At 50.1% G+C, this 17,307-nt stretch carries 32 protein-coding genes; 30 read left to right on the forward strand and 2 right to left on the reverse strand.

The window, feature by feature from the left end:
• Positions 1–40 precede the first annotated feature (40 nt).
• The 30 genes from rpsJ (at position 41) to ACKU4E_RS01225 (ending at position 15,199) form a co-directional block, all read left to right on the forward strand.
• The gene (gene rpsJ / locus ACKU4E_RS01080) at positions 41–358 is read left to right on the forward strand and encodes a 30S ribosomal protein S10 (RefSeq protein ID WP_320169241.1); all 318 of its coding nucleotides are present in this window, start codon (positions 41–43) and stop codon (positions 356–358) included.
• A gap of 12 nt (positions 359–370) precedes the next feature.
• Complete coding sequence (rplC, locus tag ACKU4E_RS01085; RefSeq protein ID WP_320169242.1) at positions 371–1,003, forward strand: 50S ribosomal protein L3; 633 nt, start codon at positions 371–373, stop codon at positions 1,001–1,003.
• Between the two features lie 11 nt (positions 1,004–1,014).
• Complete coding sequence (rplD, locus tag ACKU4E_RS01090) at positions 1,015–1,635, forward strand: 50S ribosomal protein L4 (RefSeq protein ID WP_320169243.1); 621 nt, start codon at positions 1,015–1,017, stop codon at positions 1,633–1,635.
• A 2-nt stretch (positions 1,636–1,637) separates the two neighbouring features.
• A complete protein-coding gene (gene rplW / locus ACKU4E_RS01095; RefSeq protein WP_320169244.1) occupies positions 1,638–1,928 on the forward strand; it encodes a 50S ribosomal protein L23 in 291 nt (96 codons plus the stop codon).
• Positions 1,929–1,931: 3 nt separating this feature from the next.
• Positions 1,932–2,762 (forward strand): 50S ribosomal protein L2, encoded by an 831-nt coding sequence (gene rplB / locus ACKU4E_RS01100; protein WP_320169245.1) that lies wholly within the window; start codon positions 1,932–1,934, stop codon positions 2,760–2,762.
• Between the two features lie 9 nt (positions 2,763–2,771).
• Positions 2,772–3,053 carry a 30S ribosomal protein S19 gene (gene rpsS, locus ACKU4E_RS01105; protein ID WP_015851071.1) on the forward strand — a complete coding sequence of 94 codons (282 nt, stop codon included), beginning with the start codon at positions 2,772–2,774 and terminating at the stop codon, positions 3,051–3,053.
• Positions 3,054–3,066: 13 nt separating this feature from the next.
• Positions 3,067–3,399, forward strand: a complete 333-nt coding sequence (gene rplV, locus ACKU4E_RS01110) for a 50S ribosomal protein L22 (protein WP_320169246.1) — start codon at positions 3,067–3,069, stop codon at positions 3,397–3,399.
• A 9-nt stretch (positions 3,400–3,408) separates the two neighbouring features.
• The gene (rpsC, locus tag ACKU4E_RS01115; RefSeq protein WP_320169247.1) at positions 3,409–4,050 is read left to right on the forward strand and encodes a 30S ribosomal protein S3; all 642 of its coding nucleotides are present in this window, start codon (positions 3,409–3,411) and stop codon (positions 4,048–4,050) included.
• Positions 4,050–4,463, forward strand: coding sequence for a 50S ribosomal protein L16 (gene rplP, locus ACKU4E_RS01120; RefSeq protein WP_320169248.1), 414 nt, complete (start codon positions 4,050–4,052; stop codon positions 4,461–4,463). The genes rpsC and rplP overlap by 1 nt, the downstream gene beginning before the upstream one ends.
• Position 4,464: 1 nt before the next feature.
• Positions 4,465–4,659, forward strand: coding sequence for a 50S ribosomal protein L29 (gene rpmC, locus ACKU4E_RS01125; RefSeq protein ID WP_320169249.1), 195 nt, complete (start codon positions 4,465–4,467; stop codon positions 4,657–4,659).
• Positions 4,660–4,662: 3 nt separating this feature from the next.
• Positions 4,663–4,929: a 30S ribosomal protein S17 gene (rpsQ, locus tag ACKU4E_RS01130; RefSeq protein ID WP_320169250.1), complete on the forward strand. Its 267-nt coding sequence runs from the start codon at positions 4,663–4,665 to the stop codon at positions 4,927–4,929.
• A gap of 10 nt (positions 4,930–4,939) precedes the next feature.
• Positions 4,940–5,308, forward strand: coding sequence for a 50S ribosomal protein L14 (gene rplN / locus ACKU4E_RS01135; protein ID WP_320169251.1), 369 nt, complete (start codon positions 4,940–4,942; stop codon positions 5,306–5,308).
• Positions 5,309–5,333: 25 nt separating this feature from the next.
• Positions 5,334–5,651, forward strand: a complete 318-nt coding sequence (rplX, locus tag ACKU4E_RS01140) for a 50S ribosomal protein L24 (protein ID WP_320169252.1) — start codon at positions 5,334–5,336, stop codon at positions 5,649–5,651.
• Positions 5,652–5,660: 9 nt separating this feature from the next.
• The gene (rplE, locus tag ACKU4E_RS01145) at positions 5,661–6,200 is read left to right on the forward strand and encodes a 50S ribosomal protein L5 (protein ID WP_320169253.1); all 540 of its coding nucleotides are present in this window, start codon (positions 5,661–5,663) and stop codon (positions 6,198–6,200) included.
• Between the two features lie 11 nt (positions 6,201–6,211).
• Positions 6,212–6,397 (forward strand): type Z 30S ribosomal protein S14, encoded by a 186-nt coding sequence (locus tag ACKU4E_RS01150; protein WP_015337847.1) that lies wholly within the window; start codon positions 6,212–6,214, stop codon positions 6,395–6,397.
• A 15-nt stretch (positions 6,398–6,412) separates the two neighbouring features.
• Positions 6,413–6,796: a 30S ribosomal protein S8 gene (gene rpsH / locus ACKU4E_RS01155; RefSeq protein WP_320169254.1), complete on the forward strand. Its 384-nt coding sequence runs from the start codon at positions 6,413–6,415 to the stop codon at positions 6,794–6,796.
• 12 nt (positions 6,797–6,808) lie between these two features.
• Positions 6,809–7,348, forward strand: a complete 540-nt coding sequence (gene rplF / locus ACKU4E_RS01160) for a 50S ribosomal protein L6 (protein ID WP_320169255.1) — start codon at positions 6,809–6,811, stop codon at positions 7,346–7,348.
• Positions 7,349–7,357: 9 nt separating this feature from the next.
• The gene (rplR, locus tag ACKU4E_RS01165) at positions 7,358–7,717 is read left to right on the forward strand and encodes a 50S ribosomal protein L18 (protein WP_320169256.1); all 360 of its coding nucleotides are present in this window, start codon (positions 7,358–7,360) and stop codon (positions 7,715–7,717) included.
• Between the two features lie 16 nt (positions 7,718–7,733).
• On the forward strand, positions 7,734–8,225 hold the full coding sequence (rpsE, locus tag ACKU4E_RS01170) for a 30S ribosomal protein S5 (RefSeq protein WP_320169257.1): 492 nt from the start codon (positions 7,734–7,736) through the stop codon (positions 8,223–8,225).
• 11 nt (positions 8,226–8,236) lie between these two features.
• Positions 8,237–8,410 (forward strand): 50S ribosomal protein L30, encoded by a 174-nt coding sequence (rpmD, locus tag ACKU4E_RS01175; RefSeq protein WP_320169258.1) that lies wholly within the window; start codon positions 8,237–8,239, stop codon positions 8,408–8,410.
• Positions 8,407–8,853 carry a 50S ribosomal protein L15 gene (gene rplO / locus ACKU4E_RS01180; RefSeq protein WP_320169259.1) on the forward strand — a complete coding sequence of 149 codons (447 nt, stop codon included), beginning with the start codon at positions 8,407–8,409 and terminating at the stop codon, positions 8,851–8,853. Before rpmD ends, rplO begins: the two co-directional genes overlap by 4 nt.
• A gap of 3 nt (positions 8,854–8,856) precedes the next feature.
• Positions 8,857–10,170 carry a preprotein translocase subunit SecY gene (secY, locus tag ACKU4E_RS01185; RefSeq protein WP_320169260.1) on the forward strand — a complete coding sequence of 438 codons (1,314 nt, stop codon included), beginning with the start codon at positions 8,857–8,859 and terminating at the stop codon, positions 10,168–10,170.
• Between the two features lie 5 nt (positions 10,171–10,175).
• Positions 10,176–10,943 carry a type I methionyl aminopeptidase gene (gene map / locus ACKU4E_RS01190; RefSeq protein ID WP_320169261.1) on the forward strand — a complete coding sequence of 256 codons (768 nt, stop codon included), beginning with the start codon at positions 10,176–10,178 and terminating at the stop codon, positions 10,941–10,943.
• Positions 10,944–11,140: 197 nt separating this feature from the next.
• Complete coding sequence (rpmJ, locus tag ACKU4E_RS01195) at positions 11,141–11,254, forward strand: 50S ribosomal protein L36 (protein WP_005027799.1); 114 nt, start codon at positions 11,141–11,143, stop codon at positions 11,252–11,254.
• A 12-nt stretch (positions 11,255–11,266) separates the two neighbouring features.
• Positions 11,267–11,638, forward strand: coding sequence for a 30S ribosomal protein S13 (rpsM, locus tag ACKU4E_RS01200; protein WP_320169262.1), 372 nt, complete (start codon positions 11,267–11,269; stop codon positions 11,636–11,638).
• A 73-nt stretch (positions 11,639–11,711) separates the two neighbouring features.
• The gene (gene rpsK, locus ACKU4E_RS01205) at positions 11,712–12,101 is read left to right on the forward strand and encodes a 30S ribosomal protein S11 (protein ID WP_320169263.1); all 390 of its coding nucleotides are present in this window, start codon (positions 11,712–11,714) and stop codon (positions 12,099–12,101) included.
• An 18-nt stretch (positions 12,102–12,119) separates the two neighbouring features.
• Positions 12,120–12,746 (forward strand): 30S ribosomal protein S4, encoded by a 627-nt coding sequence (gene rpsD, locus ACKU4E_RS01210; protein ID WP_320169264.1) that lies wholly within the window; start codon positions 12,120–12,122, stop codon positions 12,744–12,746.
• Positions 12,747–12,759: 13 nt separating this feature from the next.
• Positions 12,760–13,800, forward strand: a complete 1,041-nt coding sequence (locus ACKU4E_RS01215) for a DNA-directed RNA polymerase subunit alpha (RefSeq protein ID WP_320169265.1) — start codon at positions 12,760–12,762, stop codon at positions 13,798–13,800.
• Positions 13,790–14,212 (forward strand): 50S ribosomal protein L17, encoded by a 423-nt coding sequence (gene rplQ / locus ACKU4E_RS01220; RefSeq protein ID WP_320169266.1) that lies wholly within the window; start codon positions 13,790–13,792, stop codon positions 14,210–14,212. The genes ACKU4E_RS01215 and rplQ overlap by 11 nt, the downstream gene beginning before the upstream one ends.
• An 87-nt stretch (positions 14,213–14,299) precedes the next feature.
• Complete coding sequence (locus tag ACKU4E_RS01225; protein WP_320169267.1) at positions 14,300–15,199, forward strand: selenium metabolism-associated LysR family transcriptional regulator; 900 nt, start codon at positions 14,300–14,302, stop codon at positions 15,197–15,199.
• Positions 15,200–15,358: 159 nt separating this feature from the next.
• Here ACKU4E_RS01225 and ACKU4E_RS01230 read toward each other — a convergent pair whose 3' ends face one another.
• The gene (locus tag ACKU4E_RS01230; protein ID WP_320169268.1) at positions 15,359–16,183 is read right to left on the reverse strand and encodes a menaquinone biosynthesis protein; all 825 of its coding nucleotides are present in this window, start codon (positions 16,181–16,183) and stop codon (positions 15,359–15,361) included.
• Positions 16,176–17,273, reverse strand: coding sequence for a cyclic dehypoxanthinyl futalosine synthase (mqnC, locus tag ACKU4E_RS01235; RefSeq protein ID WP_320169269.1), 1,098 nt, complete (start codon positions 17,271–17,273; stop codon positions 16,176–16,178). The genes ACKU4E_RS01230 and mqnC overlap by 8 nt, the downstream gene beginning before the upstream one ends.
• Positions 17,274–17,307 lie beyond the last annotated feature (34 nt).

Raw genomic sequence — 17,307 nt, forward strand, 5'->3', positions numbered from 1 at the left:
AGTAAAAGGCCGTCTCTGAATTTATTTAGGAGAAATTGACATGGTTTCTATGACAAGTGATCGTATCAGGATCAAGCTCAAGGCTTACGATTACCGTATCCTTGATAAAGCTGTGACCGAGATTGTGGATACTGCCCGCAATACCGGCGCCGCTATCGCTGGTCCCATCCCGCTGCCCACTCAGGTTCAGCGTACCACCATTCAGCGGTCGGTACACGTTGACAAGAAGTCCCGCGAGCAGTTCGAGATGAGAATCCACAAGCGTCTGCTTGATATTCTTGAACCTACCCAGCAGACCGTCGACGCTCTTGGCAAGCTCAGCCTGCCCGCTGGTGTTGACGTTGAAATCAAGCTCTAGGGAGGGTTCAACATGGCAAAAACTATCGGTTTACTCGGTAAAAAACTGGGCATGACCCGTGTCTTCGCTGACGACGGTTCTATCGTGCCTGTTACTGTTCTTGAAGTCGGCCCCTGTCCTGTTATGCAGGTAAAGACCGAAGATAAGGAAGGCTACAATGCCATCCAGCTCGGCTATGACGTTCTTCCCGAGCGCAAGATGAACAAACCCGCAAAAGGCCATCAGGAAAAAGCCGGTAAAGGTTATTTCCGTCACCTGCGCGAGTTTCCTCTTGAGTCCGTAGCCGAATATGAACTGGGCCAGGAAATCTCCGTGGATATCTTTACCGCAGGTGAAAAGGTCAAAGTGACCGGCACCTCCAAGGGTAAAGGTTTTCAGGGTGTTATGAAGCGTTGGAACTTCAAGGGTCTCCGCGCTACTCACGGTGCTGAAAAGGTACACCGTTCCCCTGGTTCCATCGGCCACGCTACTTTCCCTGGCAAAGTCTTTAAGGGTAAGAAAATGCCCGGTCAGATGGGTAACGAGCGCGTTACTGTTTCCAACATTGAAATCGTAGACGTTCGCGCCGAGGAAAATGTTCTGGTTGTCAAGGGACAGGTTCCCGGACCCAAGAACGGCCTGGTGATGATCCGCAAGACCCGCTAGAGGAATAAAAAATGGCTACCATTACTATATATGATCAAACTAAAAAGGAAGTCGGGAGCATGGATCTTGCTCCGGAAGTGTTTGAAGTTCCGGTAAAGCCTGAAATCCTGCACCTGGTTGTCCGCTCTCAGCTTGCTGCAAAACGCAGCGGCACTCATGCCACCAAGACTCGCGGCATGAAAAGAGGCGGCGGCGCCAAACCCTGGCGTCAGAAAGGCACAGGACGTGCCCGTTCCGGCTCCACCCGTTCGCCCCTGTGGCGCGGCGGTGGTACCGTTTTCGGACCCCAGCCCCGCGACTATTCCTTCAAGGTAAATAAAAAGGTCCGCCGTCTTGCTCTTAAGATGGCCCTCACTTCCCGTTTCAGCGAAGAAAAGCTGATGGTTGTGAAGTCAATCGACCTTCCTGAGATCAAGACCAAGCTCTTCGTTGAAGTAGCTGAAGCTCTGGGTCTCAACAAGGCCTTGATTGTCGTCAAGGACGCAGATAACAAGCTCCTCCTTTCTGCGAGGAACATCCCCGGCATTAAGCTTATCTCTGCCGATCAGCTGAATGTTTACGACATTCTGAAAGCTCGTCAGGTTGTTATGCTTGAGAACGCAGCTCAGGACCTGCAGGAGAGGTTGAAATAGTCATGGACTATACTCAGATTCTTATCAAACCGGTCATCACGGAAAAGGCCACTGACATTAAGGAATCCTCAAATCAGGTAACCTTCCTTGTGCTGCCTTCTGCCAACAAGACTGAAGTCAAGAAAGCGGTTGAATCCGCATTTGACGTCAAGGTCGACAACGTACGCATCGTACGTAAAAGACCCGGTCTCCGCAGAAAGTTCGGCCGTGTAGTCGGTAAAGTTTCCGGCTACAAGAAAGCCTACGTAAAGCTTTCCGAAGGCGAAAAAATCGAATTCTTCGAAGGAGTTTAAGAGATGGCTACTCGTAAACTGAAGCCGACCTCCGCAGGTCGCCGGTTCCAGACTATCTCCACCTTTGAGGAGATCACAAAGTCTGCACCGGAAAAGTCCCTTACCAAGGGACTGACCAAAAAGGCCGGTAGAAATAACAACGGCCGGGTTACTTCCCGTCGTCGCGGTGGCGGCGTAAAACGCCTTTACCGTGTAATCGACTTCAAACGTAATAAAGTTGAAGTACCCGCAACTGTTGCAGCAATTGAATATGATCCCAACAGAAGCGCACGCATCGCTCTGCTCAACTACGCAGACGGTGACAAACGCTACATCCTCGCTCCCGTTGGACTCAATAAGGGCGACCAGATTCTCGCAGGCGAAGGTGCCGATATCAAACCCGGCAACGCACTTCTGCTTAAGAACATCCCTGTTGGTACTGTTGTTCACAATATAGAGTTGTACCCCGGCAAAGGCGGCCAGTTCTGCCGCGCTGCCGGAACCTATGCCCAGCTTATCGCTAAAGAAGGCAAGTACGCACTGCTGCGCATGCCCTCCGGCGAGGTTCGCAAGGTTCTCGCAACCTGCTGCGCTACTGTTGGTCAGGTGGGTAACATCCACCATGAAAACATCAGCCTCGGCAAAGCAGGCCGTAACCGCTGGCTCGGTCGCAGACCTAAAGTTCGCGGTGTAGCGATGAACCCGATCGATCACCCCCTCGGTGGTGGTGAAGGTCGCAGTTCCGGTGGCAGACACCCATGTTCTCCTTGGGGTATGCCTGCTAAGGGATACAAGACCCGCAGTAAGAAGAAACCTTCTTCCAAGCTCATCGTTAAACGCCGCGGGCAGAAGTAGGAGACTGTAATGCCAAGATCACTGAAAAAAGGCCCGTTTATTGACGATCATCTGCTTAAAAAGGTCGTAAAAGCTCAGGAATCAGGTGACCGCAAGGTTATTCAGACCTGGTCCCGCCGCTCCACAATCATTCCTGAAATGGTTGGCTTGACCTTCGCAGTTCATAATGGCCGCAAGTTTATCCCTGTATTCGTGACTGAAAATATGGTAGGACACAAACTTGGTGAGTTTTCTCCCACCCGTACCTACTACGGTCATGCTGCGGATAAGAAAAGCAAGGCCAAACGCTAGAAGGTGTTGAGCAATGGAAGCAAGAGCTATTGCAAAATATATGCGCATCTCCGCTAGGAAGGTGCGTCTGGTAGCGGAAAACATCAAGGGAAAGCCTGTTGAGGAAGCCCTCAACATTCTGAAGTTCACACCCAAAAAGGGTGCTGAAATGCTCAGCAAGGTTCTCTACTCTGCCGTTGCAAACGCAGAGCAGATTCCCGGTGTGGATGTTGACTCTCTTTGCGTGGACTCCGTCAAGATCGACGAAGGCCCCACCTGGAAGAGGATTCAGCCCAGGGCTATGGGTCGTGCGTATCGCATTCGCAAGCGCACCAGCCATATAACCGTCGTAGTTAAAGAAATGTAGGGTAGTGTCATGGGTCAGAAAGTACATCCATACGGCTTCAGACTTGGATACACCAAGAACTGGCTTTCCAGATGGTTCAGCAACAAGGACTATCCCGCTTTCGTCTTTGAAGATGACAGCATTCGTAAATATGTAAAAGAGAAGCTCTTTCACGCAGGCGTTTCCAAGATCGAGATCGAACGTGCCGGTGGCAAGATTCGTCTCATCATTCACACTGCGCGTCCCGGTATCATCATCGGCCGTAAAGGTGTTGAAATCGAGAAGCTTCGTGAAGATCTTCGTAGAAAATTCAATAAAGAATTCGCTCTCGAAGTAAGTGAAATCCGCCGTCCGGAAACCGACGCGCAGCTCGTTGCAGAGAATATTGCTCAGCAGCTTGAGCGCCGTGTGGCTTTCCGCCGCGCCATGAAGCGCATTGTGGGCCTGGCCCAGAAGTTCGGCGCAGAGGGCATCAAAGTGGCATGTGCCGGCCGTCTCGCCGGTGCTGAAATCGCACGTACCGAATGGTATCGCGAAGGCCGTGTGCCCCTTCAGACTCTCAGAGCCGACATCGATTACGGTGTAGCAAGAGCCAACACCACTTACGGTGTTATCGGCGTTAAGGTCTGGATCTTCAAAGGTGAAATTCTCGACCACGAGGTGGACCAGTAATGTTATCACCTAAGAAAGTTAAATTCCGTAAACGTCAGAAAGGTCGTCTGAAAGGTAAAGCGCAGCGCGGTTCCACTATCGCATTCGGCGATATCGCCATCAAGACTCTGGAACACGGCAAGCTGAGCAACAACCAGATTGAAGCAGCACGTATCGCTATCATGCGTCACATCAAGCGTGGCGGACAGGTATGGATCAGGGTTTTCCCCGATGTACCCGTTACCGCCAAGCCTGCTGAAGTCAGACAGGGTAAAGGTAAAGGTTCCCCGGTCGGTTGGTGCGCTCCGGTTAAACCCGGTCGCATTCTGTACGAAGTAAAAGGTGTGGACATTGAACTGGCCAGAGAAGCTCTGGTCCGTGCATCCCACAAGCTTCCTGTCAAGACTGCTATTGTAGTTAAGGAGGTAATGTAGAATGAAAGCCACAGAACTTCGTGAACTCGACGGCGCTGCTCTGAACGAGAAGCTTGCAGAAGCCCGCAAGGAGCTTTTCAATCTTCGTTTTCAGCACGCAACCGCACAGCTGGAAAACACCCAGAAACTGTCCGATGTCAAAAAAGACATCGCTAAGATTCTCACCGTTCAGCGTGAAAAGGAACTGGGAGCATAAGCCATGGCAGAGCTTAATCTGAAAGGAAACAGGCGCGTGCTGACCGGCGTGGTTATCAGCGACAAGGCCGACAAGACTATTGTCGTCCGCGTTGAGACCCTCGTGAAGCATCCCCTGTATAAAAAATTCATCCGTCGTCACACCAAATTCATGGCGCATGATCCTGCCAATGAATGCGGCGTAGGCGATAAGGTACAGATTGTTGAATTCCGCCCCCTTAGCCGGCGCAAAAGGTGGCATTTAGATAAAATACTGGAAAAAGCAGTTTAGGGGATAAGCTATGATTCAGGTAGAATCTAAACTTGACGTAGCAGACAACTCTGGCGCCAAGCAGGTATCCTGCATCAAGGTACTTGGTGGCTCCAAGAGGCGTTACGCCAGTGTCGGAGACATTATTGTGGTTTCCGTTAAGGAAGCGATGCCCCATTCCAAAGTGAAGAAGGGCGCTGTGATGAAAGCAGTCGTTGTTCGTACCAAGAAAGAAATTGGTCGTCCCGACGGTTCCTACATCAAGTTCGACAATAACTCTGCCGTTCTTCTGAACAACTCCATGGAACCCCTGGGGACCCGTATTTTCGGGCCCGTAGCCAGAGAACTCAGAGCCGCAGGCTTCATGAAGATCGTTTCCCTGGCACCAGAGGTTCTGTAATCCTTATCACAAGAAGGTAAACGGCATGAACAAGATACATGTTGATGACAAAGTTATGGTCATCGCCGGCAAGGATAAGGGGAAGATCGGTAAGGTCCTCAAGATCAGCCGCAAGAAGGACACTGTCCTTATTGAGCAGGTAAACATGGTTTCAAGGCACACCAAGCCTAATCCCTATGCTAACCAGCCCGGCGGCATCGTTGAGAAAGAAGCCCCTGTTCACATTTCCAACGTACAGGTCGTGTGCCCCTCGTGCACCAAGGCCACCAGAGTTGGAGTTCGTGAGACCGAAGACGGAAAGAATGTCCGTTTTTGTAAAAAATGTAACGAAATCATCGACTAGGGTTTTGCGATGACACGTCTCGAAAAAATATACACGGACAAGGTCGCCCCGGCTCTCAACAAGGAGTTCGGGTACAAGAGTTCGATGGAGATTCCCGGTATCAAGGCAATCTCTCTCAATATCGGACTCGGTGAAGCAAGCCAGAACTCAAAGCTCATTGATGGCGCTGTTGATGAACTGACCGCACTTTCCGGTCAGAAAGCAGTTGTCACCAGAGCGAAAAAGTCAATTGCAGCTTTTAAACTGCGCGAAGGAATGCCCGTTGGTTCCCGTGTGACTCTCCGTAGAGAGCTCATGTGGGACTTCCTGGACAAGCTTATCAGCTTTGCACTTCCCCGCGTCCGCGACTTTCGCGGAATTCCTGACAAGGGCTTCGATGGCCGCGGCAACTTCACCCTCGGAATCAAGGAACTGACTATCTTTCCTGAGATTCAGCTCGACAGAGTCGAGGTAACCAAAGGGATGAACGTGACTATCGTCACCTCCGCTAAAACAGACAAAGAAGGCAAGATGCTCCTCGAGCTTCTTGGTATGCCCTTCAAGAAATAGGAGGAATCGTTTTGGCCAGGACAGCTTTAAAAGTTAAGGCAAAACGTAAGCCGAAGTTCAAGGTACGCGAATACAACAGATGTCCCATCTGCGGACGTCCTCGCGCATTCCTGCGCAAATACGGCATCTGCCGTATCTGCTTCAGGGAAAAGGCCCTTGCGGGTGAACTTCCCGGCGTGCGTAAAGCCAGCTGGTAATATAAGGAGTTTAAAATGCCTGTTGTCGATCCTATCGCCGATATGCTGACCCGCATTCGTAATGCTCACGGTGCTTATCACAAGTCCGTCTGCATTCCCGGGTCCAATATCAAAACAGCTATCGCCGGGATTCTTAAGGAAGAAGGCTACATCTCCGACTTCGAAACCGAAGGTCGCGATATCAGCCTCACCCTTAAGTATGTTGATGGAAAAGCCCTTATCAGCGGCATGAAGAAAATCAGCAAGCCCGGACGTCGCGTTTTCGTAGGCGTTGAAGATATTCCCTCCGTTCTCAACGGACTTGGGATTTGTATACTTTCCACATCCAAGGGTGTAGTTGACGGCGCTAAAGCCAAAGAGCTTAACGTCGGCGGCGAACTCTTGTGCGAAATCTGGTAGTGAGGGTTTAAAATGTCCAGAATTGGAAAAAAACCTATTGAAATACCTGCCGGAGTGGAAGTTACCGTTGGTGCCGAAGTGGTTTCCGTTAAGGGCCCCAAAGGTACCATCACCACCCCGGTACACCCCATGGTCAGCTTCAATGTAGCTGACAATGCGGTCGAGGTGAAGAGGTCTGGCGATACCCGTCAGGAACGTGCTCAGCACGGACTGCACCGCTCCCTGCTTTCCAACTGCATTGAAGGAGTCACCAAAGGCTTCTCCAAGACTTTGGAAGTGGTCGGTGTCGGTTATAAAGTTGGCGTACAGGGTAAAAACGTCGTTCTCAACGTCGGTTTCTCCCACCCTGTCAACTTTGAATTGCCTGCTGGGATTGAAGCCACTGCCGAGGGCAACACCAAACTGACCATCAGCGGTATTGACAAGCAGATGGTCGGTGAAGTCGCCGCTCAGCTTCGTCGTGTACGTCCGCCCGAACCTTACAAAGGCAAGGGTGTCAAGTACATTGATGAACAGATCAGACGTAAAGCCGGTAAGTCCGGTAAAAAGTAGGGTATAGCCATGAAAATGACTAAAGAACAGGCAAGACGCCGCAAAAAGATCCGTATCCGCAAAAAAATCAGCGGAACCGCGAATCGCCCGCGTCTTGTAGTTTTCCGTTCAAATAAGTACATCTACGCTCAGCTCGTGGATGATCTCATTGGCAAAACCGTGACCGCTTCTTCTTCAAAGGCTCTCGCCAAAGACGGCGAAGCAGTGAAGCTTACCTGCGAAACTGCTGCTGCCGTAGGCAAGGACATCGCAGCCAAGGCTAAGGAACTCAATATAGAGCAGGTCGTATTCGACCGTAGCGGTTATATATATCACGGCAGGGTTAAGGCCCTTGCAGACGGCGCTCGTGAGGGTGGCCTGAAATTCTAAACTTATGGGAATATCCATGGAACAGAATGATCTGGGTCTGATTGAAAAAATCGTTTATCTCAACCGAGTCGCTAAAGTTGTGAAGGGTGGTAGAAGGTTTTCCTTCAGTGCCCTGGTTGTGGTAGGTGACGGTAAAGGTCAGGTCGGTTTCGGACTTGGTAAGGCTAACGAAGTTCCTGAAGCTATCAGGAAAGCTTCCGAAAAAGCCCGCAAGGAAATGATTGCCGTTCCTCTTCTGGACGGAACACTTCCTTACGAAGTCCTCGGCCGCTACGGTGCAGGACGCGTTATGCTCAAGCCCGCATCTAAAGGTACCGGTATTATTGCCGGCGGTCCTGTGCGTGCGGTACTTGAAGTCGTGGGCGTACACGATATCCTTACCAAGGCTATCGGCACCAACAACCCGCATAATGTCCTTCGCGCGACTATCGCCGGACTTGCTTCCCTTCGCAGTGCTGACGAAGTTTCTCAGCTCCGCGGGAAGACAGTTGTGACTCCCAGAAAGTAGGAGGACTGAAAATGCTTAAGGTTAAACTCGTACGCAGCAAGATCGGCTGCACTCCCAAACAGCGTGCCACTCTGAAGGCTATGGGACTGCGGAAGATCCGGCAGGAAAAGAGCTTCGATGACACTTCCTCCACCAGAGGGATGATCAGCAAAGTTGAGCACCTTGTGGAGGTAACCAAATCATGAGGCTGCACGAAATATATCCGTTCGAAGAAGAACGTAAAAATCGCAAGCGCGTAGGTCGCGGCGGTGGCTCCGGCTGGGGTGGAACCTCCGGCAAGGGTCATAAAGGACAGAACGCCCGCTCCGGCGGTGGTGTTCCGGCCTGGTTTGAAGGCGGTCAGATGCCTTTGGCCCGTCGTCTGCCCAAGCGCGGTTTCAAGAACCCCTTCCGTGAAGAGTATGCATCTCTTAACGTAGGTCAGATTCTTGGAGCTTTCGAAGGCAAAACCGAAATCACCCTTGATGACATTTACGAAAGAGGTCTTTGCAAAAAAGGCGCTCTGGTAAAAGTTCTCGGTATGGGTGAAGTAAGTGGCGCGGTAACCATAGAGGCTCATCGCTTCAGCGCGTCCGCAGCTGAAAAGATCACAAAGGCCGGTGGTACGGCTAAAGCCCTGGAAGGATAAAACGTGGCATTGTCTGGCGTTGATAATCTTTCCCGCATGCCGGAACTGAAGAAAAAGATCTTCTGGACTTTTCTTCTTCTGGCTGTCTACCGGGTCGGGATTCATATCCCGGTCCCGGGCGTAGACAGTTCAGCATTGGCCGATTTTTTTGAGAGTGTTTCCAACACTCTCTTCGGCCTTTTTGACATGTTTTCCGGTGGCGGGTTGCGTAACTTGTCCATATTCGCGTTAGGGATCATGCCCTATATCTCCGCGTCTATCATCATCCAACTTCTTAATGTAGTTAGTCCTGAACTCAAGCGGCTTAGTCAGGAAGGGGCTCAAGGACGCAAGAAGATCACCCAGTACACCAGGTACGGCACCGTACTGATTACAATCGTTCAAGGCTTCGGTATCGCTATCGGCCTTGAAAGCATGACCAGTCCGACAGGTGCTCCTATTGTGCTGCATGCAGGATGGTCTTTCAGACTGATAACCATCCTGACCCTCACTGCAGGGACCGTCTTCCTGATGTGGCTCGGTGAACAGATGACCGAGAAAGGTATCGGAAACGGAATTTCCATGATTATTTTTGCCGGTATTGTTGCCGGGTTGCCCCGTGCGATCTTCAATACCGTCAGACTTATGCAGGCAGGGGAAATAACCCTTTTCCTGCTTTTGTTTGTAATGGTTTTCATGATAGCCATTCTGGCATTTATCGTATTCATGGAACGCGGACAGCGAAGGGTTCCAATTCATTATGCCAAGCGAATGATGGGACGCAAGATGATGGGTGGACAGACCACTCATCTTCCTTTGAGAATCAACACCGCAGGTGTTATTCCCCCCATTTTTGCTTCAAGTATTCTGATGTTCCCCGCAACTCTGGCGAACTTCTTCCCCAAGAATGAAGTTCTTTCCCAGGTTTCCGCATACTTCAGACCTGATGCCATAATTTATAATGTTATTTACATCTCCCTGATCATATTTTTCTGTTACTTCTACACCGCGATCATTTTTGATCCCAAAGGAATTGCAGAGAATATTCAGAAGCAGGGAGGTTTTATCCCCGGAATCCGTCCCGGCGCCAAGACTCGCGAGTACATAGACCGCGTTCTTGCCAGGATTACTCTCTGGGGTTCTCTGTACGTGGCTGCTATCTGCGTACTGCCCATGATCATGATCTCCCAGTTGAATGTCCCGTTCTACTTCGGTGGAACCGCACTGCTGATTGTTGTAGGTGTTGCAATGGACTTTATGGGTAAGATTGAATCCTACATGATTTCGCGTCAATATGAAGGACTCATGGGTAAGGGCAGCAAACTCAAGGGCAGGTAGTTGCTTTGAAAAAGTACAGAGGTATCTACCTCAAAAATGACAAGGAGATTGGCCTCATGCGTGAGGCCAATCGTCTTGTTTCCAAGATACTGGATATGCTCGGTGAAGCCATTCGTCCGGGTATAACTACGATGGATCTGGAAAAGATCGCCTGCAAAGCCTGCGATGACTTTGATGTCAAGCCGGCTTTTAAAGGTTATCACGGCTTCCCGTTTGCACTGTGCTGTTCCGTGAACGAGGAGATTGTGCACGGATTTCCTTCCGACAAACGGATTTTGAATGTCGGCGATATCGTAAGTATCGATATGGGCGTCATCTTTCAGGGTTTCTACGGCGATTCAGCCCGTACTTATCCTGTTGGGGATGTTTCCGATGAAATTTCTCGTCTCCTGGATGTCACCCGCGAGTCCCTGATGCTCGGCATCAAGCAGGCAATCCCCGGAAACAACCTTTATGATATTTCAAAAGCGGTTCAGGATTACGCAGAAGCCGAAGGGTTCGGTGTGGTAAGAAGGTTTGTGGGGCACGGCATCGGCCGGAACCTGCACGAAAAACCGGAAGTACCCAATTTTGTCCCTTCAGGACTTCCCGGAGTCCAGCTCAAGAGCGGAATGGTTTTGGCCATAGAACCGATGGTCACTCAAGGCAGCTATGATATCGAGATTCTCGAAGATCGCTGGACTGCCGTTACCAAGGACAGGAAGCTGTCCGCGCATTTTGAGCACACAGTTGCCGTAACCGTTGACGGACCGGTAATTTTAAGTCTGTCCTGACTTTTTTTAAAAGAGTAGGTTGCAGGGCTTGATTTTTCTAGAATCGTTCTGTAATGTTCACGTCTTGAATTTCGCGGCAACGAAAGACTGGCATGGATTTAACTGCCTATTAGCCGGGCAGTTGAACACATTGAATGGCCCCCGACCGGCTAGCTCCCGGTTGATAATCTGTAAAACTGCATTATTTGGAGACGGTCATGAAAGTAAGACCATCTGTTAAGAAGATTTGTCCCAAATGCAAAGTAATCAGACGCAAGGGCGTGCTGAGGGTTATTTGTGAAAACCCCAGACACAAACAGCGTCAAGGATAGAGAGGTATAACTGTGGCTCGTATCGCTGGAGTAGACCTTCCGAGAAACAAGCGTTTGGATATTGCATTGACTTACATCTACGGTGTAGGTCGGACTACCGCTCTCAAGATCCTTGATACCGTGGGTATCGACTGGACCATCTCTACCGATGATCTCAGTGGCGAACAGGTTAATACCATCCGTAAGGAACTTGAAGATAATTACAAAGTTGAGGGTGACCTCCGCCGTGATCAGATCGCTGACATCAAGCGTCTCATGGATATCGGTTGTTACCGCGGACTTCGCCATCGTCGTGGACTGCCTGTTCGTGGTCAGAGTTCCAAGACCAACGCAAGAACTCGCAAGGGTCCCCGTCGCTCTGTAATGAGCAGGAAGAAGAAATAATTCAATCCGCAGTTTTCAGACCATGCTAGGGTCTTTGCTGCTGATATAAATTCATCCATCTGGAGAGAATGGTATGGCTAGACCTCGCCGTTCCGGCAAGAAAAAAGAGAAAAAGAATGTACCGGTGGGCATCGCCCACGTTAAGGCAACATTCAACAATACCATCATTACCTTTACTGATCTGAAAGGTAACGTCATCAGCTGGGCAACTTCCGGCGCTTCCGGTTTCAAGGGTTCCAGAAAGTCGACCCCTTTTGCTGCACAGGTAGCTGCTGAAACCGCTGCTAGAAAAGCTCAGGACCAGGGTATGCGTACCGTTGGTATTTTCGTCAAAGGCCCCGGCTCCGGTCGCGAAGCAGCAATGCGCGCAATCGGTAACGTCGGTATGAAGGTCAGCTTCATTCGCGATATCACACCCATCCCGCACAACGGCTGTCGTCCGCCGAAACGCCGCAGGGTCTAATTACGAAGGAGTAGAACCTTGGCCAGATATACTAAAGCAAAATGCAGACTGTGCCGCCGTGAAGGTGAAAAGCTTTTCATCAAAGGCGACCGCTGCTTTACCGATAAGTGCTCTTATGAACGTCGTCCTTATGCTCCCGGTATTGCCGGTCGCATGAGAAAGAAAATGAGTGACTACGCCGTTCAGCTTCGTGAGAAGCAGAAAGTTCGTCGTATGTACGGTATCCTTGAAGGACAGTTCCGCAGCTATTTTCATCGCGCGGACTCCATGAAAGGTGTTACCGGCGCCAACCTGCTCATGCTTCTTGAAACCCGCCTTGATAACACCGTTTATCGTCTCGGTTTCGCCAACTCTCGCGATCAGGCTCGCCAGCTCGTGAGACACGGTATCTTCAAACTGAACGGCAGACGTGTTAACATTCCTTCCATGCAGGTAAAACCCGGTGATGTTGTGGAGGTTCGTGAAGAAGCCCGCAAGATTCCCGTTATCATGGAAGCTCAGGAAGTTATCGCACGCCGTGGCTGCCCCGAATGGCTTGCCTCCGACGGTGCAAACTTCAAAGGTGAAGTTAAAGCGATGCCGACAAGGGAAGATATCCAGTTCCCTATCAACGAACAGCTGATTGTCGAGCTGTACTCCAAATAAGAAGGATTAGTGCATGCTTATTCAAGACGGTGACAAACTCATCAACACCCGCAACTGGGCCGAGCTGGTTAAGCCGGAACAGCTTGTGCGTGACCCCAAGTCAAACGAGCTTTACGGTAAGTTCATTTGTGAACCCCTGGAGCGCGGATTTGGCACAACCATCGGTAACTCTCTGAGAAGAGTACTGCTCTCCTGCATGCAGGGTGCAGCCGCGGTTGCTGTGAAGATTGAAGGCGTACAGCACGAATTCACCACCATCGAAGGTGTAATGGAGGACGTGACTGAGATCGTTCTGAACATCAAACAGATCAGATTCGCAATGACTACCGATGAACCTCAGTTTCTTACCCTTAAGGTAAACAAACAGGGGGCCGTCACCGCAGCTGATATTCAGGAAAACCAGAACGTCAAAGTCCTCAATCCTGAGCAGATTATCGCGACTCTTTCCGAGCAGATGGACATGGAAATGACTTTCGAGATCCGCATGGGCAAGGGTTATGTTCCTGCCGATATGCATGAGGGTCTTGTCAATGAAATCGGTCACATCATTCTCGATTCGAGCTTTTCTCCGATCCGCAAGGTAGCGTACAACGTGGAACAGGCTCGTGTCGGTCAGATGACCAACTATGACAAGCTCGTTCTTGAAGTTTACACTGACGGTTCCGTAACTCCCGAGGATGCTATCGCTTACAGCGCCAAAATCCTCAAGGAGCAGCTTTCCGTATTCATCAACTTTGATGAAATGGGATCTGAACAGGAAGAGTCCAAGGAAAGCAACCTCGACCTGAACCCCAATCTGTTCAAATCTATTGACGAACTCGAACTGTCCGTTCGTGCAACCAACTGTCTCAAGGCTGCCAATATCCGTATTGTCGGCGAACTTGTGCAGCGCACCGAGCAGACGATGCTCAAGACCAAGAATTTCGGCCGTAAATCTCTGGACGAAATCCGCAGGGTCCTTGACAGCATGGAACTCAAGTTCGGCATGGTCCTCGAGGATTTCGATAAAAAGCATCAGGAATGGCTGAAGAGGAAAGAGAAAAATGAGGCATAAAAAGTCCGGAAGAAAGTTCAACAGGAGCAATTCCCACAGGAAGGCCATGCTGAGAAACATGGTCCGTTCACTGCTGACCTATGAACATATCCGTACCACCGAGCCCAAGGCAAAGGAACTGAGAAGCTCCGTTGAAAAGCTGATCACCCTTGCTCTTCGCAATGACCTGCATTCTCGCCGTCTTGCATACAAGACTCTTGAGAACCACGGTCTTGTAAAAAGGCTTTTCGATGAAATCGGTCCCCGCTACAACGGCGGAGGCGGTGGTTACACCCGTATCATCAAGCTTGCCGATCCCCGTAAAGGTGACTGCGCTCCCATGTGCATCATCGAACTCACCAAGAGAGCAACTGCCGAAGCCGCTGTTGAAGCGCCGGTAGCAGAAGCTCCTGCTGAGGAAGCGGAAGCATAGGCAGATTTAATGCTGTTTATAGGGGCGGACCAGTTCCGCCCCTTTTTTTAATATTAACCTATAGAAAATTTCGATAAGAGTTATTAGATGGACTTACGTAGACTGGAAGCGTTCTGCAAGGTTTATGAACTGAAGAGTTTTTCAAAGGCAGGAAAGGAACTTTTTCTTTCTCAGCCGACAATCAGTGCTCATATCTCAACCCTTGAGGAAGAACTTGGCGTGCAACTGTTTGATCGTCTAGGTCGTTCTATTATGGCTACCCAGGCCGGAGAAGTTCTTTACCGCAACGCCAAGGATATTTATGGGTTGATTGACAAGGCCCAGTCTGAAATCAATATTCTTCGCGACAAGGTTGTTGGAGATCTTGAAATCGGTGGAAGCACAATTCCCTCTCACTACCTGCTGCCGGAAATTCTTTATAATTACTGCAAGAAATATCCTGATGTAAGTGTCCATCTTTCGGTTGGGGATACTAACGAAATCATACAGAAGATTCGGTCCGGAGAGCTTATTCTCGGCGTTGTAGGCGCCAAGCTGGATATACCCAACCTTGAGTTTTTCCCCATACTGCGTGATGAGCTTGTTATTGTTGCTCCTCCGGTACTGGTCAGCAATTATGACGGGATTGACGATATTCAATTGCTTGCGGAACTTCCCTGGGTAATGCGTGAAGGCGGTTCAGGTACCCGCAAGGCCCTTGAAACAGGTTTGTCCGAGCTCGGAACCAGTGTGCGCGATCTTAATGTCACTGTATGGGTGGAATCTACCCAGGCTGTGGTTCAGTGCGTACGGGCCGGTCTTGGAGTCAGCGTTACTTCAAAACTTGCAGCCCAATCCCTGATTGATTCAGGTGAGCTTGTTCACATTAAGGGACTGCCGCTTAATCTTGAGCGCAGTTTTTACCTAGCGCATCTTGAAGGGCGCGAATTTTTCCCTGCCGTCCGCTATTTTATTGACCACGTTAAACGTTCATCGTTTAAAATTTAGCAACTCAAATCCGGGTAGTTTTGCGGTCCCATCAATAAGGCAAGCTTCTTGTTGATAAACGCAGCAAGCTCTGGAAGCAGGTAGATTTGATCTTCAAAACAAAAGGCTGCAATACCGTGTATGGTATTGCAGCCTTTTGTTTTATTAACTGTAGTTGCTCTAAATCCTGATGAATTCAAGTTCGGGAATTTGTGAGATCTGTTTAGTCTTGAGCAGATATTTGGCAAAGACTTTCATCCCTTCAATTTCCTTTTCTCCCAGATCGTAAACAAGTCCTTCATAGTATGAGGCAGTTTCTTCCGGTGTGAGGATACTGTTTTCCGCCGTAAGTTCGGACATGCGGGCAATGTTTTTCTGCCCCCATTCCTTGCCCCTGATCAGCGCCCTGATCGCTTCTTTCACATCTTCTCTATGGGCGACATCGCGCCTTACAAGCCAGATACCGAAAATGAAAGGCAGGCCCGTCCACCTTATCCATTCTTCGCCGAGATCGAATATGTATGGATAATCTTCGTGCTTACGAAGATTCAGTGCTTCATCGCCGATGCACAGGATTGCTTCGGGGCGTTCACCCTGTTCCAATTTGCTGGAGGCGTTTCCTGTTTCATAGGTCGGATTGAGCGGAATGTATTCGGTTAAGAGAATTTTCAGCAGAGCGGCGGAAGTATGGGTCTGGGCACTGACCAGAATATTGCAGCCCTTGAGTTGTTCCAGCGGTTTGCGGCTGATCATGATTACAGATTGGACCGGGCCCCGGCTGCCTATGGCCAGGTCCGGAAGCAGAAGATACTGTTCCGAGTGGCGCAGATACTCGATGCACGAGTTTGATGACACATGCATCAGTCCCTCGGACATCATGATGTTCAAATGTGCAGGAGGTCCGTAGACGAAATCGAAGTCGTTTTCAATTATCCCCGATTCAAGCGGATAATAAATAGGCAGTACATTGAGATATGAGATTCTGCCGACCTTGACCCTATTCATTTTCAGCCTCGGCAAGAGTGTAGTCCATGAGACGTTGTCTGGGGATAAATCCGGCTTTTTTGATCAGTGTGTGAATCTGCTGCTCGGAAAGTCTGAAGCTTACTCCGGCTGCCTTGACCACGTTCTCTTCAATCATTGTGGACCCGAAATCGTTCCCGCCGTAATAAAGGGCCAGTTGAGAAATCTTCGGGCCCATGGTTACCCATGAAACCTGCAGATTGTCGAAATTGTCCAGCACAATGCGCGAAACAGCAAGCATGCGCAGGTATTCAACACTGGTCATTTTGCGGGCATTGGGAATATTGGTGTTGTCCGGCTGGAAAGTCCAGGGGATGAACGCTGTGAAGCCCCCGGTGCGGTCCTGAACCTCGCGCAGGGCAAAGAGATGCTTAACCCTGTCCGCAGGTGTTTCCTCGTGTCCGAACATCATTGTCGCGGTAGTCCTCAAGCCCATATTGTGCGCGGTTTCCATAACCTCAAGCCATCTGGATGCGGAGCACTTCCTCGGTGCGATTTTCTTGCGCACCTCATCTACCAGAATTTCAGCCCCGCCGCCCGGAATTGATGCCAGCCCGGCATCGATCAGGCGCTTCAGCACTTCTTCTATGGATATGCCCTCAAGTTCGCTGAAATAGACTACTTCCGGCGGGGAAAAGGCGTGGATATGGATCGGGTAGTTGTCTTTGATGAACCGGAGCATTTCCTCGTAGAATGTGAGCGGCAGATCCGGGTTGTGCCCACCCTGCATGAGTATCTGGGTGCCGCCGAGGTCGAGTGTCTCCTGAATTTTCATTCCCAGTTCTTCACGGCTGATGACAAAACCTCCGTCCTGTCCGGGAGCCTTGAAGAAGGCGCAGAATCTGCACCCGCATTCACATATATTGGAATAGTTTATATTGCGGTCTATTACATATGTGACGATCGGTTCCGGATGTTTTTTCATCCGTATTCCATGTGCGAGGTTGGCCAGGTCGAAAAGGTCGGCCTTTTCAAGAAGGGCCAGAGCTTCAGCAAAATCAATGCGTTCCCCGGCTTCGATTTTCGCAAATATATCCGTAAGTTCAGCAGGACTTTGAGTCAAATTCATCATGATAGCTTTACCTTCTGTAAACAGGACCGGCAGG

Source organism: Maridesulfovibrio sp., from assembly GCF_963677005.1.
Classification (GTDB): Bacteria; Desulfobacterota; Desulfovibrionia; order Desulfovibrionales; family Desulfovibrionaceae; genus Maridesulfovibrio.

Excerpts from the sequence above, each read along its gene's own strand:
- rpsJ (WP_320169241.1), top strand. The coding sequence starts at position 41 with ATGGTTTCTATGACAAGTGATCGTATCAGGATCAAGCTCAAGGCTTAC.
- rplC (WP_320169242.1), top strand. The coding sequence starts at position 371 with ATGGCAAAAACTATCGGTTTACTCGGTAAAAAACTGGGCATGACCCGT.
- rplD (WP_320169243.1), top strand. The coding sequence starts at position 1,015 with ATGGCTACCATTACTATATATGATCAAACTAAAAAGGAAGTCGGGAGC.
- rplW (WP_320169244.1), top strand. The coding sequence starts at position 1,638 with ATGGACTATACTCAGATTCTTATCAAACCGGTCATCACGGAAAAGGCC.
- rplB (WP_320169245.1), top strand. The coding sequence starts at position 1,932 with ATGGCTACTCGTAAACTGAAGCCGACCTCCGCAGGTCGCCGGTTCCAG.
- rpsS (WP_015851071.1), top strand. The coding sequence starts at position 2,772 with ATGCCAAGATCACTGAAAAAAGGCCCGTTTATTGACGATCATCTGCTT.
- rplV (WP_320169246.1), top strand. The coding sequence starts at position 3,067 with ATGGAAGCAAGAGCTATTGCAAAATATATGCGCATCTCCGCTAGGAAG.
- rpsC (WP_320169247.1), top strand. The coding sequence starts at position 3,409 with ATGGGTCAGAAAGTACATCCATACGGCTTCAGACTTGGATACACCAAG.
- rplP (WP_320169248.1), top strand. The coding sequence starts at position 4,050 with ATGTTATCACCTAAGAAAGTTAAATTCCGTAAACGTCAGAAAGGTCGT.
- rpmC (WP_320169249.1), top strand. The coding sequence starts at position 4,465 with ATGAAAGCCACAGAACTTCGTGAACTCGACGGCGCTGCTCTGAACGAG.
- rpsQ (WP_320169250.1), top strand. The coding sequence starts at position 4,663 with ATGGCAGAGCTTAATCTGAAAGGAAACAGGCGCGTGCTGACCGGCGTG.
- rplN (WP_320169251.1), top strand. The coding sequence starts at position 4,940 with ATGATTCAGGTAGAATCTAAACTTGACGTAGCAGACAACTCTGGCGCC.
- rplX (WP_320169252.1), top strand. The coding sequence starts at position 5,334 with ATGAACAAGATACATGTTGATGACAAAGTTATGGTCATCGCCGGCAAG.
- rplE (WP_320169253.1), top strand. The coding sequence starts at position 5,661 with ATGACACGTCTCGAAAAAATATACACGGACAAGGTCGCCCCGGCTCTC.
- rpsH (WP_320169254.1), top strand. The coding sequence starts at position 6,413 with ATGCCTGTTGTCGATCCTATCGCCGATATGCTGACCCGCATTCGTAAT.
- rplF (WP_320169255.1), top strand. The coding sequence starts at position 6,809 with ATGTCCAGAATTGGAAAAAAACCTATTGAAATACCTGCCGGAGTGGAA.
- rplR (WP_320169256.1), top strand. The coding sequence starts at position 7,358 with ATGAAAATGACTAAAGAACAGGCAAGACGCCGCAAAAAGATCCGTATC.
- rpsE (WP_320169257.1), top strand. The coding sequence starts at position 7,734 with ATGGAACAGAATGATCTGGGTCTGATTGAAAAAATCGTTTATCTCAAC.
- rpmD (WP_320169258.1), top strand. The coding sequence starts at position 8,237 with ATGCTTAAGGTTAAACTCGTACGCAGCAAGATCGGCTGCACTCCCAAA.
- rplO (WP_320169259.1), top strand. The coding sequence starts at position 8,407 with ATGAGGCTGCACGAAATATATCCGTTCGAAGAAGAACGTAAAAATCGC.
- rpmJ (WP_005027799.1), top strand. The coding sequence starts at position 11,141 with ATGAAAGTAAGACCATCTGTTAAGAAGATTTGTCCCAAATGCAAAGTA.
- rpsK (WP_320169263.1), top strand. The coding sequence starts at position 11,712 with ATGGCTAGACCTCGCCGTTCCGGCAAGAAAAAAGAGAAAAAGAATGTA.
- ACKU4E_RS01215 (WP_320169265.1), top strand. The coding sequence starts at position 12,760 with ATGCTTATTCAAGACGGTGACAAACTCATCAACACCCGCAACTGGGCC.
- rplQ (WP_320169266.1), top strand. The coding sequence starts at position 13,790 with ATGAGGCATAAAAAGTCCGGAAGAAAGTTCAACAGGAGCAATTCCCAC.
- ACKU4E_RS01225 (WP_320169267.1), top strand. The coding sequence starts at position 14,300 with ATGGACTTACGTAGACTGGAAGCGTTCTGCAAGGTTTATGAACTGAAG.
- ACKU4E_RS01230 (WP_320169268.1), bottom strand. The coding sequence starts at position 16,183 with ATGAATAGGGTCAAGGTCGGCAGAATCTCATATCTCAATGTACTGCCT.
- mqnC (WP_320169269.1), bottom strand. The coding sequence starts at position 17,273 with ATGATGAATTTGACTCAAAGTCCTGCTGAACTTACGGATATATTTGCG.